The sequence below is a fragment of the Actinomadura kijaniata genome (assembly GCF_014138665.1).
GTDB classification, from domain to species: domain Bacteria; phylum Actinomycetota; class Actinomycetes; order Streptosporangiales; family Streptosporangiaceae; genus Spirillospora; species Spirillospora kijaniata.
Genome location: NZ_JACJIA010000002.1, coordinates 867,635 through 881,771, shown reverse-complemented (window position 1 = coordinate 881,771; position 14,137 = coordinate 867,635). Strand labels below are relative to the sequence as shown.

The following is a 14,137-nucleotide window of genomic DNA, read 5'->3' as shown; positions in this document are numbered from 1 at the left end:
TAGCATCCAGGCGATGCGTCTGGTTCTCGGGGTTCTGGCCGTCGGGGTGGCGCTGGGCGGGTGTTCGTCCGGAACGCCCGACCCGCCGCGCCGCGCGTCGCCGTCGCCGGTGTCGCCGTCGCCGGTGGCGGACGCGAGCGACGGGTGCGGCCGGCGGTCGCCGGGCACGGGACGGCACGCGTTCGGCGGCCGCCCCTACGCGCTGACGCTGCCGCCCTACGACGGCCGCACGCCCGTCCCGCTGGTCCTGGACCTGCACGGTCTGAACTCCAACGCCTTCCAGCAGGCCCTCTACGGGCGGATGGCCAGCGCGGGCCCGCAGCGCGGGTTCGCCGTCGTGCAGCCCGAGGCCGCCCGGGGCCGGGGCGGCTGGAAGCTGCCCGGCATGACCGGCGGCGACGCCGACGTCGCCTACGTGGGCAGGCTGCTGGACCATCTGGAGGGCACGCTCTGCGTGGACCGCCGACGCGTGTTCGCCACCGGGTTCTCCAACGGGGCCGGGCTGTCGGCGGCGCTGGTCTGCGGGCTGCGCGGGCGGCTGGCGGCGGTCGCGCCGGTCGCGGGCCTCAACCTGGCGCGGCCCTGCGCGGGGGCGCGGCCGACGACGATCGTGGCGTTCCACGGGACCGGCGACCCGGTCGTGCCCTACGGGGGCGGGGAGCCGTTCGGCGGGGACCGGGCGCGGATCCCGGCGTGGATGCGGCCGGTGGACGGGGTGTTCGCGCTGCCGCCGGTCCCGGCGGTGGCCGGGCAATGGGCGCGGACGTTCGGGTGCGGGCCGGGCGAGCGTTCCACGGTCGGCGGGGAGGTCCGGCGCGTGCGGTACGCCGGGTGCCGGGACGGGGTGCGCGTCGAGCTCCACACGGTCGCGGGCGGCGGTCACTCCTGGCCGGGATCGTTCTCCATCGGGGCCGGGGCGGCCACCGCCCGCGTCGACGCCACGCGGCTGGCGCTGGACGCGTTCGCCGGAACGCGCTAGCGGGCCCGCGTCACCGGGACTGGAGGGCGTCCAGCGCCACCGCCTGCGCGATCACCAGCCGCCGGTCCAGGTTCGGGTCCCGGATGTCCACCACGTACCGGTCGCGCAGCGCGAACTTCTTCTCCACCGAGAACACCACCTGGTCACCGGCGTGGAAGTCGAAGTGGTAGGGCCAGGCGAACGGCAGGTTCTCCAGGAACGGGATGAACTCCCACACCCGCCGCAGGACCGCCACGGTCGGGTTGCGCTCGCTGCCGGTCGCGACGCCGAGGCCCGGCTGCTCCAGGTGCCACGTCGACCGCAGCAGCGACTTCTTGAAGTCCTTGCGGAACACGCCGATCGGCTGCCCGGCGGCGTCGGTGACGTCGTAGGCCGCGCCCAGGTCGATGCGCTTGCGCGCCTTGAACCCGAACACCGGCCGCTTCTTGTCCGTGTCGGCGTACAGGGTGACCTGCTCCTTGAACGCCAGCCTCTTCTGCTGGGCGAACGCGACGAGTTCGCCCTCGCCGCCGCCGGGGGCCTCGGTGTGCACCTCGTACTGGTTGACCATCAGGCGGACGCGCTGCCTGACGAGGAATCGGTTCTGCGCTTGGAGCGTCTGGTCGTCCACGGGCTCACCTGTTCTGTCGGGAGGGGTGACGCCCTTTCTACCCCGCTAGGCGGACGAGATGTGGCTGGAGAGGTAGCCGTGGATGAGGCGTTCGGTCTCGGCGAGGATCGCGGGGTCGCCGTCGGGGTTGTGGCGGAACGCCATCTTCAGCACCGCGTCGGCGGCCTCGACCGCGATGGCCAGGGCGCGGGCCAGCTCGGGGGTGTCGGTCACGCCGAACATCTCGACGATCATCTCGCGGAGGCGGTCGGCCACGACGGCGTTGTTGTCGGAGGCGTCGTCGAGCAGGTGCACGTCGGCGACGTCGCCGAAGCGCAGCACCTTGAAGCCCGGCACGGTGCGGTGCATGTCCACGTAGATCTCGATGATCACGCCGACGGTGTCGGACCAGTCCTCGAAGGTCCCGGTCTCCAGCTTCTGCGCCACCCGCTGCCCGAACCGCTCCAGGTTGCGCAGCGCGAGGGCCTGCGCGACGGCCCGCTTGTCGGGGAAGAACTGGTAGACCGAGCCGATCGCGACCTCCGCGCGCTGGGCGATCCGGGTGGTCGTCAGGCCGTCGTAGCCGTCCTCGTCGAGGATCGCCGCGCAGGCGTCGAGCATGCGCTGGACGCGTTCGGCGCTGCGGCGCTGGGCGGGGCGGCGGCGGAGCGGGGTCCGGGTCTCGGTCACTCTCCCATTCTGGCCCGATTCCCACCGTCGCCGTCGGCATCCGGGTGGGGAGTCTTCCGTCACACCCCCTCCCTCCCCTAAAGTCCGAGAAAGCTTCACGTTCGGGAGGGATCGCATGGGCCTGCCGGCCGGTTTCCAGTGGGGCGTCGCCACCGCCGCCTACCAGATCGAGGGCGCGGTGGACGAGGACGGGCGCGGTCCCTCCACCTGGGACACCTTCAGTCACACTCCCGGCCGGGTCGCCGGGGACCACAACGGCGACGTCGCCTGCGACCACTACCACCGCTGGCCCGAGGACGTCGCGCTGATGGGCGAGCTGGGCGTGGACGCCTACCGGTTCTCGGTCGCCTGGCCGCGCGTGCAGCCGTCCGGGAGCGGGGCCGTCAACGCCCGGGGCCTGGACTTCTACGAGCGGCTCGTGGACGCCTTGCTGGAGCGCCACATCTCCCCCACCGTCACGCTCTACCACTGGGACCTGCCGCAGCCCCTGGAGGACGCGGGCGGGTGGATGAACCGCGACACCGCCTACCGGTTCGCCGAGTACGCCCACCTCGTCGCCGAACGCCTCGGGGACCGGGTCGAACGGTGGATCACGCTGAACGAGCCGATGGTGGTGATGGCGTACGGGTACGCGTTCGGCACCTACGCGCCGGGCCGGACGCTGCTGATGGACGCCCTGCCCACCGCGCACCACCAGCTCCTCGGGCACGGCCTGGCGGTGAACGCGCTGCGCGGCCGGAACGCCCGTTCGGTCGGGCTCGCCAACCACTACACGCCCGCGTGGGCGGCCACCCCCGGCGACGAGGCGGCGGCGGGCGCGTTCGACGCGGTCATCAACCGGCTGTTCACCGACCCGGTGCTGCTCGGCCGCTACCCCGACCTCGGCGGGCACGGCGCCCCGCTGGAGGCGGCGGTCCGCGCGGAGGACCTGAAGGTCATCGCCGCGCCGCTCGACTTCCTCGGCGTCAACTACTACAACCCGACCCTGGTGACCACGCCGGACGCGGACGGCCCGCTGCCGTTCGACCTGGGAGAGGTCACCGGGTACCCGACCACGGGGATGGGCTGGCCGATCGTGCCGGAGGCGTTCGGCGACCTGCTGCGCGGGCTGAAGCGGACCTACGGCGCGGCGCTGCCGCCGCTGCACATCACCGAGAACGGCTGCTCGTTCCCCCACGAGGTGGACGACGGCCCGCGCGTCGAGTTCCTGAACGCCCACATCGAGGCGATGAAGGCCGCCGTCGACGACGGGGTGGACGTGCGCGGCTACTACGTCTGGTCGCTGCTGGACAACTTCGAGTGGGCCAGCGGCTACGGCCCCCGCTTCGGGCTGGTCCACGTGGACTACGAGACGCAGAGGCGGACGCCGCGCAGGTCGTTCGGCTGGTACCGCGACCTCATCGCCGCCGCGCGGAACCCCTGACCGGAGACCGCCGGGAACCAGCCGCCCGCGACGGACACAGACAGGGCATGAGCCCGCAATCCCCCACCGACACGGAGTTGTGGGAACGGGTGCGCGACGGCGACCGGCACGCCTTCGGGACGCTGTTCGACCGGCACGCGCGCACCGTCTACAACTACTGCTTCCGCCGCACCGCCGACTGGACGGCCGCCGAGGACCTGACCTCGGTGGTGTTCCTGGAGACGTGGCGGCGGCGCGACCGGGTGCGCATGGAGTCGGCGTCGCTGCTGCCCTGGCTGTACGGCGTGGCGGCCAACGTCCTGCACAACCACCGCCGCGGCCTGCGCCGCCACCGCGACGCGCTGGCCCGGCTGCCGCTCCCGGAGACCACCGCCGACGACGCCGACGACACCGCCGCGCGGCTGGACGCCGAACGCCAGATGCGCGCCGTCCTCGCCTCCATCGACCGCCTCTCCCGCCGCGACCGGGAGATCCTGACGCTGTCGGCGTGGGAGGGGCTGAGCTACCAGGAGATCGCCACCGCGCTCGGCATCCGGGTCGGCACGGTCCGGTCCCGGCTGGCGCGGGCCCGCGAACGGCTGCGCGCCGACCTCGGTCTCCCGGCGGAACCCGTTCCGCCCGGCAGGCACCGAGAGGGAGGAACCACCACATACTTCGCCGCTGAGGAGATCTCCTGATGCCCGAGCCGCTCCTTCCCGAGACCCGGGACATGCCGCCCGGCCGCCACCAGGCCCGCCGCGCGCACCTGCTGACCGAGATCGACCAGAGCCCGGCGCGCCGCCCGTTCCCGGCCCGCCGCGCGCTGTTCGGCGGGCTGGCGGGCGCGGCCCTCGTCGCCGGGGCCGCCGCGGTCGCCCTCCCGCCCGGGGGGACGCCGCAGCCCGAGACGGTCCCGATGAGCGCGACGTCCGTGCTGACCAGGGCCGCCGACGCCGCCGCCGCGCAGCCGCCCCTGAAGCCGCGGCCCGACCAGTTCCTCTACTTCGAGTCCCGGGCCGGGCACCCCAACGGGTCCTCCCTCCCCGAGGGTGTCGAGCCCCGGTCCACCCACCGGAGGACGTGGTGGCCCGTCGACGGCAGGAGGGCGGGGCTACTGATCACGACGGAGAACGGGGCGACCTCGCGCAGCTGGGCCTGCGGTGACCGGGCACGGGCGGTGAACGAGAAGATCGACCTCGACCGGCCGCCGGGCGGCTGCGGGAACCGCTCCGCCCACCGCACCGACCTGCCGACCGACCCCGCCGCCATGCGCTCCTGGCTCTACCGCAACAGCGACGGCGCGAACCCGCCGGACGTTCAGGCGTTCATCACCGTGGGCGACACCCTCCAGGAGGCCTACGTGCCGTCCGCCTCGATGGCCGCGATGTTCCGGGCCGCCGCGAGGATCCCCGGCGTGACGGTCCGGCGGACCATGGTGGACTTCGCCGGGCGGCGGGGCGTGGCGGTCGGCCAGACCTGGGGCGGCGTCCGCCACGAGCTGATCTTCAGTGCGCGGGGCTACCGGCTGCTCGGCGAACGGACCGTGGTCGACCGCGACGGCTCGTTCCGGCCGCGCGGCGGCGCGACCCCGGAGCCGGACGGGAGCGGCGGCCAGGACCCCTTCGCGAAGAAGCCGGACGGATACGTCATCCACGAGGACGTCACGCTGAAGGTCGCCGTGGTGGACCGCCTCGGCCAGGAACCCCGCTGACGGCGACGCCCGCCCCGTCAGCGCCGGGCGGAAGGTCTCAGCGCAGGGAGGTGAAGAGCCGGTCGGCGGCGGGGCGGGTCCACTGCACGCGGTTCCGGTCGCCGGGGTACTCGTGGACCGGGACGGTCCGGAAGTCCACGTCGCCGCCGTCGCCGACGCTCATCGCCAGGTCGAACATCTGCTTCAGCCCGAAGCCCTGGTCCGTGGTGACCGACCCGGTGGCGGCGCGGAGGAACGCCCACACCTTCGCCGGTTCGGTGAGGCGCTGCCGGGCGGTGGCGGCCATCGCCCTCATCAGGGCCTGCTGGCGCTGGATGCGTCCCAGGTCGGAGCCGTCGCCGACGCCGTAGCGGGCGCGGGCGTAGCCGAGGGCCTGCTCGCCGTTCAGCCTCTGGCGGCCCTTCTTCAGCGACAGCTTGGCCTTGTCGTCCCTGATGTCCTGGGCGACGTCGAGCTCCACGCCGCCGAGCGCGTCGACCATCCGCTTGAAGCCGGTGAAGTCGATCTGGACGGCGTGGTCGACTCGGACGCCCGTGACGTGCTCGACGGTCTTCCACGCGCACGGCAGGCCCGCGTTGTTGAACGCCGAGTTGATCATGTCGAGGCGGGCCGGGACGACGCCGTTCGCGGTCGTGCAGGCCGGGATCCGCACCATCGAGTCGCGGGGCAGGCTGACGCCCGTCACCCGCCGCCCGTCCGCCGGGACGTGGAACAGGATCATGGTGTCGGTGCGGGCGCCCTCGTCCCGGCCGTAGCGGGCGTTCGCGCCCGCGCGGCTGTCGGAGCCGACGACCAGGACGTTCTCCGCCTTCGTGCGCTTGTCCGGACGCGGGCCGAGGTCGTCGGCCCGGACGTGCGCGATGCCGCCGTCCAGCCCGCTGTAGGCGGCGAACACCCCGAGGGGCACCAGGCCCAGCACGACGACGGCCACGGCGAGCAGGCGGACGCGCCTGCGCCGTCGCCGCCGGAGCCGTCCGGTCTCGATCCGGCTCAGCTCCGGCCGGGTCCGGTACCTGGTCATCGCGCGTACCCCCGCACAGAAAGACAGTCCAGATCGTCATGAATCGAGGCGGATGTCCGCGACAGTGACACCGACATGGGCGAGTTCGGCGGTCGTCGCCGAACCCGCCCGGCAGACGGTCACGTCCGCTGCGGCGTAGGCCGGGTCCGTCCGGTCGACGTGCTCGACGGCGGTCGCGATCGGGCCCGCGCCTGCCCCCACAAGGCGCCGATCCAGACCGCAGGTCCCTTCCCGGCCCGATTTGATAACGATCCTCCCGCCGCTTCTGTTCCTTCGGTCGCGGACGAACCGGAAGGATTCCTAAGTGGCGGCCGGACCGACTTTCGTCGCTACCGGGGCCGGGACCGCGTCCGCGACGATGACCGGCATGAACGACCCCAAGAGCTACGACATGATCTCGGGCGCGGCGCTGCTCGTCGGCTTCTGGGAGGGACTGGTGCCGTTCCCCGCCAAGGCGTTCGGCTGGACGCCGATCCTGGCGCTGCCCGTGCGGATGCCCGCCCCGGCCTGGTGGATCGTCTCCGGCCTGGTCCTCGCCGTCGCGCTGCTGGTGGCGTGGCGGGTGGACGCGGCGAAGAGGGCGCGGTTCCCCGGCGGCTGAGGGGACGGCGGCGCCGTCGGCCGGTTCCCGCGCAGGTCACCGGTAGCGTCGGAGGGGTGACGGAGGAAGTTCGGGTCCTGGTGGCCGACGACGAACCGGCCGTGCGGGAGACGGTCGGCGACACGCTGAGCCTGGACGGGTACGACATCCACACCGCCGCCGACGGGGCGGCCACCCTGCGGGCGGTGGCGGTGCTGCGGCCCGACGCGATCGTGCTGGACGTGCAGATGCCCGGCGCGGACGGGCTGGAGGTCGCCCGGACGCTGCGCGCCGACGGCGACCGCACGCCGATCCTGATGCTGACCGCCCGCGACGCCGTCTCCGACCGGGTGGACGGGCTGGACGCGGGCGCCGACGACTACCTGGTCAAGCCGTTCGCGCCCGACGAGCTGCGGGCCCGGGTGCGGGCGCTGCTGCGCCGGGTGAACGCCGCCCCGCCCGCCGGTCCGCTCGGCCACGCGGACCTGACGCTCGACCCCGACGCGCGCGAGGGCGTGCGGGGCGGGCGGCGCGTCCGGTTCACCGAGACCGAGTTCGCGCTGCTGGAGCTGCTGGTCCGCAACGCCGGGCAGGTCCTCACCCGCGAAACGATCATGGATCGGATCTGGGGCTACGACTTCGGGCCCGGCTCCAACTCCCTCGGCGTCTACGTCGGCTACCTGCGCCGCAAGCTGGAGGCCGGGGGCGAGCCCCGGCTGCTGCACACCGTCCGGGGCGTCGGCTACGTCCTGAGGGCCGAATGAGAGGGGCGCCACCGGTCTGGGGGAGGCTGCCGCTGCGGGCGCGGCTGGCGGTGCTGACGGCCGCCGCCGTGGCCGTGTCGATCGCGGGGGCCACGGTCGTCGCCTACGCGGTGCTGGACCGCAGCACGCGCGCCGAGCTGGACCGCTCGCTGGCGCGGCAGGCCGCGCAGCTCGACCGGGAGATCCGGGCGAACGACTGGGCGCGGACGGGGTCCTGCGAGTGGATCACCTCGCCGTGCGCGCAGATCGTGCGCCGGGACGGCACCGTCGAGCCGGACGAGGCCGGGCTGCCGGTGACGCCGCGGGTGGCGCGGGTCGCGAACGGGAGCGGCCCGCCGTTCTACACCGACGCCGTGACCGGCGGGCTGCCCGTGCGGATCTACACCAGGCCGCTGCCGTCCGGCGGGGCGCTGGAGGTCGGGGTCCGCGCCGACGGGGTGGAGCGCAACCTGCGCGCCGCCCGGCTGGCGCTGCTGGCCACGGCGCTCGCCGGCGTCGGGGTGGCGGCGCTGCTGGGCTACCTGGTGGCGCGGGGCGCGCTGCGGCCGGTGATCCGGCTGACGCGCGCCGCCGAGCGCATCACCGCGACCGGCGACCCGAGCCACCGCATGGCGGTCACCGGCGGCGACGAGCCGGCCCGGCTGGCGGCCAGCTTCAACGCGGCGCTGGCCGCGCTGGAGGAGTCGGTCACCGCCCAGCGGCGGCTGGTCGCGGACGCCTCGCACGAGCTGCGCACGCCGCTGACCAGCCTGCGGTCGGACGTCGAGCTGCTCGACCGGCTGCCGCCCGAGCGCCGCGAACGCGTGCTGGCCCGGCTGCGCGGCCAGCTCGCCGGGCTGACCGGCCTGGTCGGCGACCTCATCGAGCTGGCGCGCGGGGACGCGCCGGACGACCCCGTCGAGGACGTCCGGCTGGACGCGCTGGTCGCGCACTGCGCCGGCGAGGCGCGGGCGCGGTGGCCGGACGTCGCGTTCACCACGGACCTGGAGCCGCGGGTGGTCTCGGGGATGCCCCGCCGCCTCACCCGCGCGGTGACGAACCTGCTGGACGACGCGGCCAAGTTCGGCGGCGCCCACGGCCCGGTGGAGGTGGCCCTGCGCGGGGACGGGCTGGCGGTGCGCGACCACGGGCCCGGCATCGACCCGGCGGACCTGCCGCACGTGTTCGACCGGTTCTACCGGTCGTCGGCGGCGCGGGGCCTGCCCGGGTCGGGCCTGGGGCTGGCGATCGTCGCGCAGGTGGCGGCCGAGCACGCCGCCGAGGTGTCCGCGGAGGCGGCCCCCGGCGGCGGCACGGTCGTCAGGCTGGCGTTCCCCCCGTCACCCGGCCCTCCGTGACCTGGTCCTCCGCGATCCGGGCCTGGGCGCGCCGCTCGGCGCGGTGGCCGAGCCGGGCCAGGCCCCGGGCGGCGGCGGGCACGATCCCCGCCAGCCGGCGGGCGACGCGGGACTCGGCCGTGACCGGCAGGACCGGCCGGTCGGCGCGGACGGCCCGCAGGATCGCGGCGGCGACGCGTTCGGGCGGGTAGCCGCGGCGGCCGAACGCCTGCGCCGCCTCCTCCCGCATCCGCCGCTCGACCTCCGGCGGCACCCCCAGGTACCGGGCGTTCCGGGTGATCGGCGTGTCGACCACGCCGGGGCAGACCGCGGTGACGCCGATGCCGTGGTCGGCCAGGTCCAGCCGCAGGCACTCGCTGAGCTGGAGCACGGCGGCCTTGGTGGCGGAGTAGGCGGGCAGCGCGGCGGTGGGCAGGTACGCGGCCATCGAGGACAGGTTGACCAGGTGGCCGCCCTCGCCCCGGTCGGCCATCTGCCTGCCGAACAGGCGGCAGCCCCGGTAGACGCCGTCGAGGTTGACCCCGACGATCCGCCGCCAGTCCTCCTCGGGCATGTCCAGCAGCGAGCCGGCGACGCCGATCCCGGCGTTGTTGACCACCACGTCGGGGACGCCGAACGTGTCGCGGACGTACTCGGCGAACCGCTCCATCGCGTCGGCGTCGGCCACGTCCACCCCGTACACGTACGCCTCGCCGCCCCGCACGCCGATCTCGTCGACGGTCCGCTTGGCCGCGGCCTCGTCGATGTCGGCGACCACGACCCGCGCGCCCTCGGCCGCGAACGCCTTCGCCGTCGCCCGCCCGATGCCGCTGCCCGCGCCGGTCACCACGGCCAGCCGCCCGCCGAACTCCCGGCCGGGCTCGCCCGCCGCCCGCGCGCGGGCCAGGTCGGCGGTCTCCGGACCGCCCTCGACATGGTCGACGAACTCCACGATCCACCGCGCGACCTGGTCGGGACGGGCGCGCGGCGACCAGTGCCCGGCGGCGATGCGGCGCGCGTACAGGCGTTCGGCCCGGCCCCGCGCCGACAGCAGCAGCCCCTCGGTCGCGGCCGGATCCCTGATCGGCGCGATGACCTGCACCGGAACGTCGGTGCGGCCGTCGCCGGGCGCGTCCTGGAGGCGGCGGAGGTTGGCGCGGTAGAGGCCGAGGCCGTTGCGCGCGTCGCGTTCCAGGGTGTCGGCCGGGTGGCCGGGGCGCGGCGTGACGCCCTCGGCGGGCAGCAGCGAGCGCTCGTACAGGCGCACGAAGACGCGGGCCATGGCCTCGCCGGAGCGCGGCGAGGCGAACAGCGGGATGTAGGAGCTGCGGCGCATCTGCCCCAGCACCTCGGCGACCCCGTGCGGCCCGGACCGCAGCGCCTCGCGCGCCCACGGCAGCACGTGCTGCCGCGCGGGGCCCGACAGGGACGTGAACGAGGCGATCCGGCCCCGGAGCCGGTCCCCGGTGACGGCCTCCCAGCCCTGCAACGACCCGAAGTCGTGCCCGACGAGATGGACGGGCGCGTCCCCGCCGACCGCGTCGAGCACGGTCTCCAGATCGCCGAGCAGCGCGTCCATGCCGTAGTCGCCGGGGTCGGAGGGCGCGGAGGACCGCCCGGCCCCGCGCACGTCGTAGGTGATGACGCGGTACCGCGTGGCCAGCCGCTCGGCGACCTCGTCCCACATCGCGCCGGTGTCGGGGTACCCGTGGACGAGCACGACCGTCGGCCGGTGCCCCTCCCCGCGCTCCCGCACGGCCAGCTCGATCTCCCCCGACCTCACCCGGTGGTCACGCACGACGCTCACCTGCCCGCTTGAGGATGTTCCTTTCCTGCGAAACTACGCGCCCACGTGTTCCTGTCCAGGCCGCCCGCACCGGCTGACGCAGGAAGGTGCGGAACTTGGCGGGATCTTTCTCCCCGGGCCCGGTCAGGTGGATCCGGCGGCGGCGGCCGGTCCCGGCCAGGACGCGACCCGCCGGTCGCTCACCGTTCCGCCACCTCGACCATGATCCGCGTGGCCAGCGCCTCGGCGGGCACCGACGCCGGATCGTCGAGATAGACCTCGCGCACCGGCCCGACCGGCGTGAACCCGTGCTCGCCGCACCACGCCAGCACCGCGTGCACCGTCAGCGGGATCTGCTCGTACGGGCCCAGGTGCACGGCCGCCGCGAAGCGTCCGCCGTCCAGCACCTCAGTGCCCGCGGGGTCCTCCACCGCGACCGTGACGGGGAACTCGTCCCGCATGTCCAGCGGGAACAGCCCGGCCATCAGCCCCGGCGGCGGCCCGTCGAGCGCCCGCGCCACGCACGCCGAGGTGACGGCCGCGACGCTCTCGGGCGTGGCGAGGTCGCGCACGGTCCGGACCCGCCGCGCGGGCTCGTCGCACAGCTCGACCCGCGGCGCGGGCAGCCCCTCGGCGAGCACCCGGTCCAGCGCCGCCAGCGCCCTGCGCCGCCGCGCGAGTTCGGCCTCCATCCGGTCCCGCGCCTGCCGGAGGGCGTCCGCGGCCTCCCCCTCCAGCACCCGCGCGACCACCGGCAGCGGCACGTCCAGCGACCGCAGCAGCCCGATGACGAACGCGTCCCGTGCCTGCTCGCGCCGGTAGTAGCGATAGCCCGACGCCGCGTCCACCCGGGCGGGGCGGAGCAGCCCGATCTCGTCGTAGTGCCGCAGCCGCTTGACGCTCAGCCGGCACAGCCGGGCGAACCGCCCGATCGGCAGCAGCTCCTCGTCCACGCGTCAGGCGGGCCGGGCGGTCAGGCCCGTGCAGCGGCGGAGCGAGTGCCAGCGCCTGCTCTCGGCCGCCGCCGGCGCGCCGGTCAGCAGGCGCGGCAGGCCGCCGGCGATGCGGGCGGGCTTCCAGCGGTCGGCGACGACCTTCCCGTCGTCGATCTTCAGGACGAGGACGCCGGAGTTCGCCGTCGCGCCGTTGGCGGAGTAGAAGACGAAGTTGCCCAGGCCGTAGTGGACGTACTTGTCGCCGAGGTAGCCGCCGCCCAGCGGGATGTGGGCGTGGCCGCCGACGACGACGTCCGCGCCCGCCTCGGTCAGCTGGCGGGCCAGGTCCTTCTGGCGCGGCAGGGGGCAGGGGCTCATCTCCTGGCCCCAGTGCAGGTGCACGATCACCACGTCGGAGCCCTTGCGGGCCTCGCGGACCGCCCGCACCATCCGGGGGACGTCCTTGGCCGAGGCCAGGCCGCCCTTGGTGTCGGTCGCGGTCCACGCCGAGATCAGGTGGTCGTCCAGGACCTGGGTCGCGCCGACGATCGCGACCTTGTTGCCCTTCACGGTGAAGCGGTGCGCGCGGTACGCCTCGGCGGCGTTCCGGCCGATGCCCACGGTCGGGAAGCCGGTCCTCCGGATGGCCTTCAGCGAGTCGCGCAGGCCGGAGTCCATGAAGTCCATGCCGTGGTTGTTGGCCATGGAGGTGATGTCCACCCCGCCGACCTTGAGCGCGGTGAACGCCGACGCCGGGGCGCGGAACTTGAACTCCTTGCCGGGCGCGGGCGTGCCGCCGGTCGTGATCGCCGTCTCCAGGTTCACCATCGCCAGGTCGGCGGACTTCAGGGTCCGGGCGATCGGGCCGAGCGCGGTCGCCGGGCTGGCCAGCCGCGCCCGCAGCTGGCCCTCGAAGTGGACGTCGCCGCCGAACGCGATCGTGAACGGCTGCTTCGGCTGCGCGGCGGCCTTCGGCTGGCCGGCGGGCCGCTGGGACGACGTCGCCTGCGGCGTTTTCCCGTCCGCGGGGTCCTCGGTGCCGTCGCAGGCCGTGGCGACCAGAGCGAACATCCCGGCCAGGGCCGTCGCGGCGATCACGTTCCGGTGCATGGCGCCCCTCCTTGATCGGCTCGGCGACAGCATGGCACGCGTCGCCGACGGTCTCGTCCGGAACCGCCGTCGATCGGCCCGGAGCGGGGTGTTCCTTGGGAACCGCCTGGCCGGGCCTTCCGGGGAACGGCCGGTCACGCCGGAGCGGCCGTGACGTCGGCGCAGCTCCGCAAACCCTCCCATTGTGCCCGCGCCTGCTGGGCCTCCGCAGCCGAAAGCGGCTGCGGGACGCCACCGTTGATGTGGGCGGGCGTCCAGTCGGCCCGGCTGACCCGCGAGGGCCTGCCCTTCGGGTCGAACGTCAGCGTCAGCACCCCGGTGCGGCCGGTGCGCGGGCCGGAGTTGTAGAAGACGAAGTTGCCCAGGCCGTAGTGGACGTACCGGCCCTTGAGCCAGCCGCCCGCCTGGAGCACGTGGGCGTGGCTGCCGACCACCGCGTCGGCCCCGGCGTCGGCGAGCTGCGCCGCGAGCTGGCGCTGCACGGGGGTGGGGCACTGGTTCAGCTCCTGCCCCCAGTGCAGGTTGACGATCACGAAGTCGGCCTTCTGCCGGGCGGCGCGCACCTCCTGGACCAGGCGCGGGGCGTCCTTGGCGGAGGCGAGCCCGGCCTTGGCGTCGGTGGCGGTCCACTGGGTGATCAGGTGGTCGTCCAGGACCTGGGTCGCGCCGATGATCGCGACCTTGTTGCCCTTCACCGTGACGACGTGCGGCCGGTACGCCTCGGCGGCGTTGCCGCCGATCCCCACCACGGGGAAGCCGGACCGCCGCGCGGCGTCGAGGGAGTCGCGCAGGCCGGTCTCGCCGTAGTCCATGCCGTGGTTGTTGGCCATGGTGGCGACGTCCACCCCGGCCGACCGCAGCGCCCGGAACGCGGCGGACGGCGCGCGGAAGACGTACTGCTTCGGCGCGGGCGTGCCGCCGTCGGTGACCGCCGTCTCCAGGTTCACCATCGCCAGGTCGGCGGGCTTCAGGTGCTCGGCGATCGGGCCGAGGGCCGTGTCGGGCGAGGCCGCCAGGCGGTTGGCCAGGGAACCGGCGAAGTGGACGTCCCCGCCGAACGCGACCGTGAACGGCTTCCCCTCCGCCTTCGGGCCGACGCCCTCGCCGCAGCCGACCAGTGAGGCCGCGACCAGCGCCATCCCCGCTCCCAGTGCGGTGAACCGCCCCGTGTGCCGTCCGAACCCCACCGCTACCTCCTGGTTTGTATGTCCCGACCGCTTGGATGCCGCCGGACGGAAGGAGGTTCGGGCCGCC

Annotated in this window: 15 protein-coding genes; 7 read left to right on the top strand and 8 right to left on the bottom strand. The window is 74.7% G+C overall.

Going from position 1 to position 14,137, the window contains the following annotated elements:
* Positions 1–13: 13 nt before the first annotated feature.
* On the top strand, positions 14–979 hold the full coding sequence (locus tag HNR61_RS11505) for a CE1 family esterase (protein ID WP_182843061.1): 966 nt from the start codon (positions 14–16) through the stop codon (positions 977–979).
* A 10-nt stretch (positions 980–989) separates the two neighbouring features.
* On the opposite strand, the gene HNR61_RS11500 is transcribed toward HNR61_RS11505, so the two are convergent.
* Both HNR61_RS11500 and HNR61_RS11495 read right to left on the bottom strand, forming a co-directional pair.
* Positions 990–1,589, bottom strand: a complete 600-nt coding sequence (locus HNR61_RS11500) for an LURP-one-related family protein (protein ID WP_312897851.1) — start codon at positions 1,587–1,589, stop codon at positions 990–992.
* Between the two features lie 45 nt (positions 1,590–1,634).
* Complete coding sequence (locus HNR61_RS11495) at positions 1,635–2,258, bottom strand: TetR/AcrR family transcriptional regulator (protein WP_067813992.1); 624 nt, start codon at positions 2,256–2,258, stop codon at positions 1,635–1,637.
* Positions 2,259–2,373: 115 nt separating this feature from the next.
* Between HNR61_RS11495 and HNR61_RS11490 the strand changes: the two genes are divergently transcribed.
* The 3 genes from HNR61_RS11490 to HNR61_RS11480 are packed head-to-tail and all read left to right on the top strand — an operon-like array spanning position 2,374 to position 5,371.
* Positions 2,374–3,681, top strand: coding sequence for a GH1 family beta-glucosidase (locus HNR61_RS11490; protein WP_182843060.1), 1,308 nt, complete (start codon positions 2,374–2,376; stop codon positions 3,679–3,681).
* A 47-nt stretch (positions 3,682–3,728) separates the two neighbouring features.
* On the top strand, positions 3,729–4,358 hold the full coding sequence (locus tag HNR61_RS11485; protein WP_182843059.1) for an RNA polymerase sigma factor: 630 nt from the start codon (positions 3,729–3,731) through the stop codon (positions 4,356–4,358).
* The gene (locus tag HNR61_RS11480; protein ID WP_182843058.1) at positions 4,358–5,371 is read left to right on the top strand and encodes a CU044_5270 family protein; all 1,014 of its coding nucleotides are present in this window, start codon (positions 4,358–4,360) and stop codon (positions 5,369–5,371) included. The genes HNR61_RS11485 and HNR61_RS11480 overlap by 1 nt, the downstream gene beginning before the upstream one ends.
* A 37-nt stretch (positions 5,372–5,408) precedes the next feature.
* Here HNR61_RS11480 and HNR61_RS11475 read toward each other — a convergent pair whose 3' ends face one another.
* Together HNR61_RS11475 and HNR61_RS11470 are read right to left on the bottom strand one after the other, a co-directional pair.
* Positions 5,409–6,392: an LCP family protein gene (locus HNR61_RS11475; RefSeq protein ID WP_182843057.1), complete on the bottom strand. Its 984-nt coding sequence runs from the start codon at positions 6,390–6,392 to the stop codon at positions 5,409–5,411.
* A gap of 36 nt (positions 6,393–6,428) precedes the next feature.
* Positions 6,429–6,593: a glycosyltransferase gene (locus HNR61_RS11470; RefSeq protein ID WP_312897850.1), complete on the bottom strand. Its 165-nt coding sequence runs from the start codon at positions 6,591–6,593 to the stop codon at positions 6,429–6,431.
* A gap of 166 nt (positions 6,594–6,759) precedes the next feature.
* Between HNR61_RS11470 and HNR61_RS11465 the strand changes: the two genes are divergently transcribed.
* Genes HNR61_RS11465 through HNR61_RS11455 form a run of 3 tightly spaced genes read left to right on the top strand, consistent with a single transcriptional unit; the run spans position 6,760 to position 9,073 of the window.
* The gene (locus HNR61_RS11465) at positions 6,760–6,993 is read left to right on the top strand and encodes a hypothetical protein (RefSeq protein WP_220509282.1); all 234 of its coding nucleotides are present in this window, start codon (positions 6,760–6,762) and stop codon (positions 6,991–6,993) included.
* 56 nt (positions 6,994–7,049) lie between these two features.
* The gene (locus tag HNR61_RS11460; RefSeq protein ID WP_182843056.1) at positions 7,050–7,736 is read left to right on the top strand and encodes a response regulator transcription factor; all 687 of its coding nucleotides are present in this window, start codon (positions 7,050–7,052) and stop codon (positions 7,734–7,736) included.
* Complete coding sequence (locus tag HNR61_RS11455; RefSeq protein WP_182843055.1) at positions 7,733–9,073, top strand: sensor histidine kinase; 1,341 nt, start codon at positions 7,733–7,735, stop codon at positions 9,071–9,073. The genes HNR61_RS11460 and HNR61_RS11455 overlap by 4 nt, the downstream gene beginning before the upstream one ends.
* Here HNR61_RS11455 and HNR61_RS11450 read toward each other — a convergent pair.
* The 4 genes from HNR61_RS11450 to HNR61_RS11435 all read right to left on the bottom strand — a co-directional run bounded on the left by HNR61_RS11450 (position 9,036) and on the right by HNR61_RS11435 (position 14,070).
* Complete coding sequence (locus HNR61_RS11450; protein WP_182843054.1) at positions 9,036–10,859, bottom strand: SDR family oxidoreductase; 1,824 nt, start codon at positions 10,857–10,859, stop codon at positions 9,036–9,038. The two genes, HNR61_RS11455 and HNR61_RS11450, sit on opposite strands and share 38 nt — an antisense overlap.
* A gap of 179 nt (positions 10,860–11,038) precedes the next feature.
* The gene (locus HNR61_RS11445; RefSeq protein WP_182843053.1) at positions 11,039–11,791 is read right to left on the bottom strand and encodes a MerR family transcriptional regulator; all 753 of its coding nucleotides are present in this window, start codon (positions 11,789–11,791) and stop codon (positions 11,039–11,041) included.
* 3 nt (positions 11,792–11,794) lie between these two features.
* Complete coding sequence (locus HNR61_RS11440) at positions 11,795–12,883, bottom strand: CapA family protein (RefSeq protein ID WP_182843052.1); 1,089 nt, start codon at positions 12,881–12,883, stop codon at positions 11,795–11,797.
* Positions 12,884–13,017: 134 nt separating this feature from the next.
* Entirely contained in the window at positions 13,018–14,070 is a 1,053-nt protein-coding gene (locus tag HNR61_RS11435) for a CapA family protein (protein ID WP_312897849.1), read from the bottom strand.
* Positions 14,071–14,137 lie beyond the last annotated feature (67 nt).

Bases quoted from the DNA above. Each gene is read 5' to 3' on its own strand.
- HNR61_RS11505 (WP_182843061.1), top strand. From the start codon at position 14: ATGCGTCTGGTTCTCGGGGTTCTGGCCGTCGGGGTGGCGCTGGGCGGG.
- HNR61_RS11490 (WP_182843060.1), top strand. From the start codon at position 2,374: ATGGGCCTGCCGGCCGGTTTCCAGTGGGGCGTCGCCACCGCCGCCTAC.
- HNR61_RS11485 (WP_182843059.1), top strand. From the start codon at position 3,729: ATGAGCCCGCAATCCCCCACCGACACGGAGTTGTGGGAACGGGTGCGC.
- HNR61_RS11480 (WP_182843058.1), top strand. From the start codon at position 4,358: ATGCCCGAGCCGCTCCTTCCCGAGACCCGGGACATGCCGCCCGGCCGC.
- HNR61_RS11475 (WP_182843057.1), bottom strand. From the start codon at position 6,392: ATGACCAGGTACCGGACCCGGCCGGAGCTGAGCCGGATCGAGACCGGA.
- HNR61_RS11465 (WP_220509282.1), top strand. From the start codon at position 6,760: ATGAACGACCCCAAGAGCTACGACATGATCTCGGGCGCGGCGCTGCTC.
- HNR61_RS11455 (WP_182843055.1), top strand. From the start codon at position 7,733: ATGAGAGGGGCGCCACCGGTCTGGGGGAGGCTGCCGCTGCGGGCGCGG.
- HNR61_RS11440 (WP_182843052.1), bottom strand. From the start codon at position 12,883: ATGCACCGGAACGTGATCGCCGCGACGGCCCTGGCCGGGATGTTCGCT.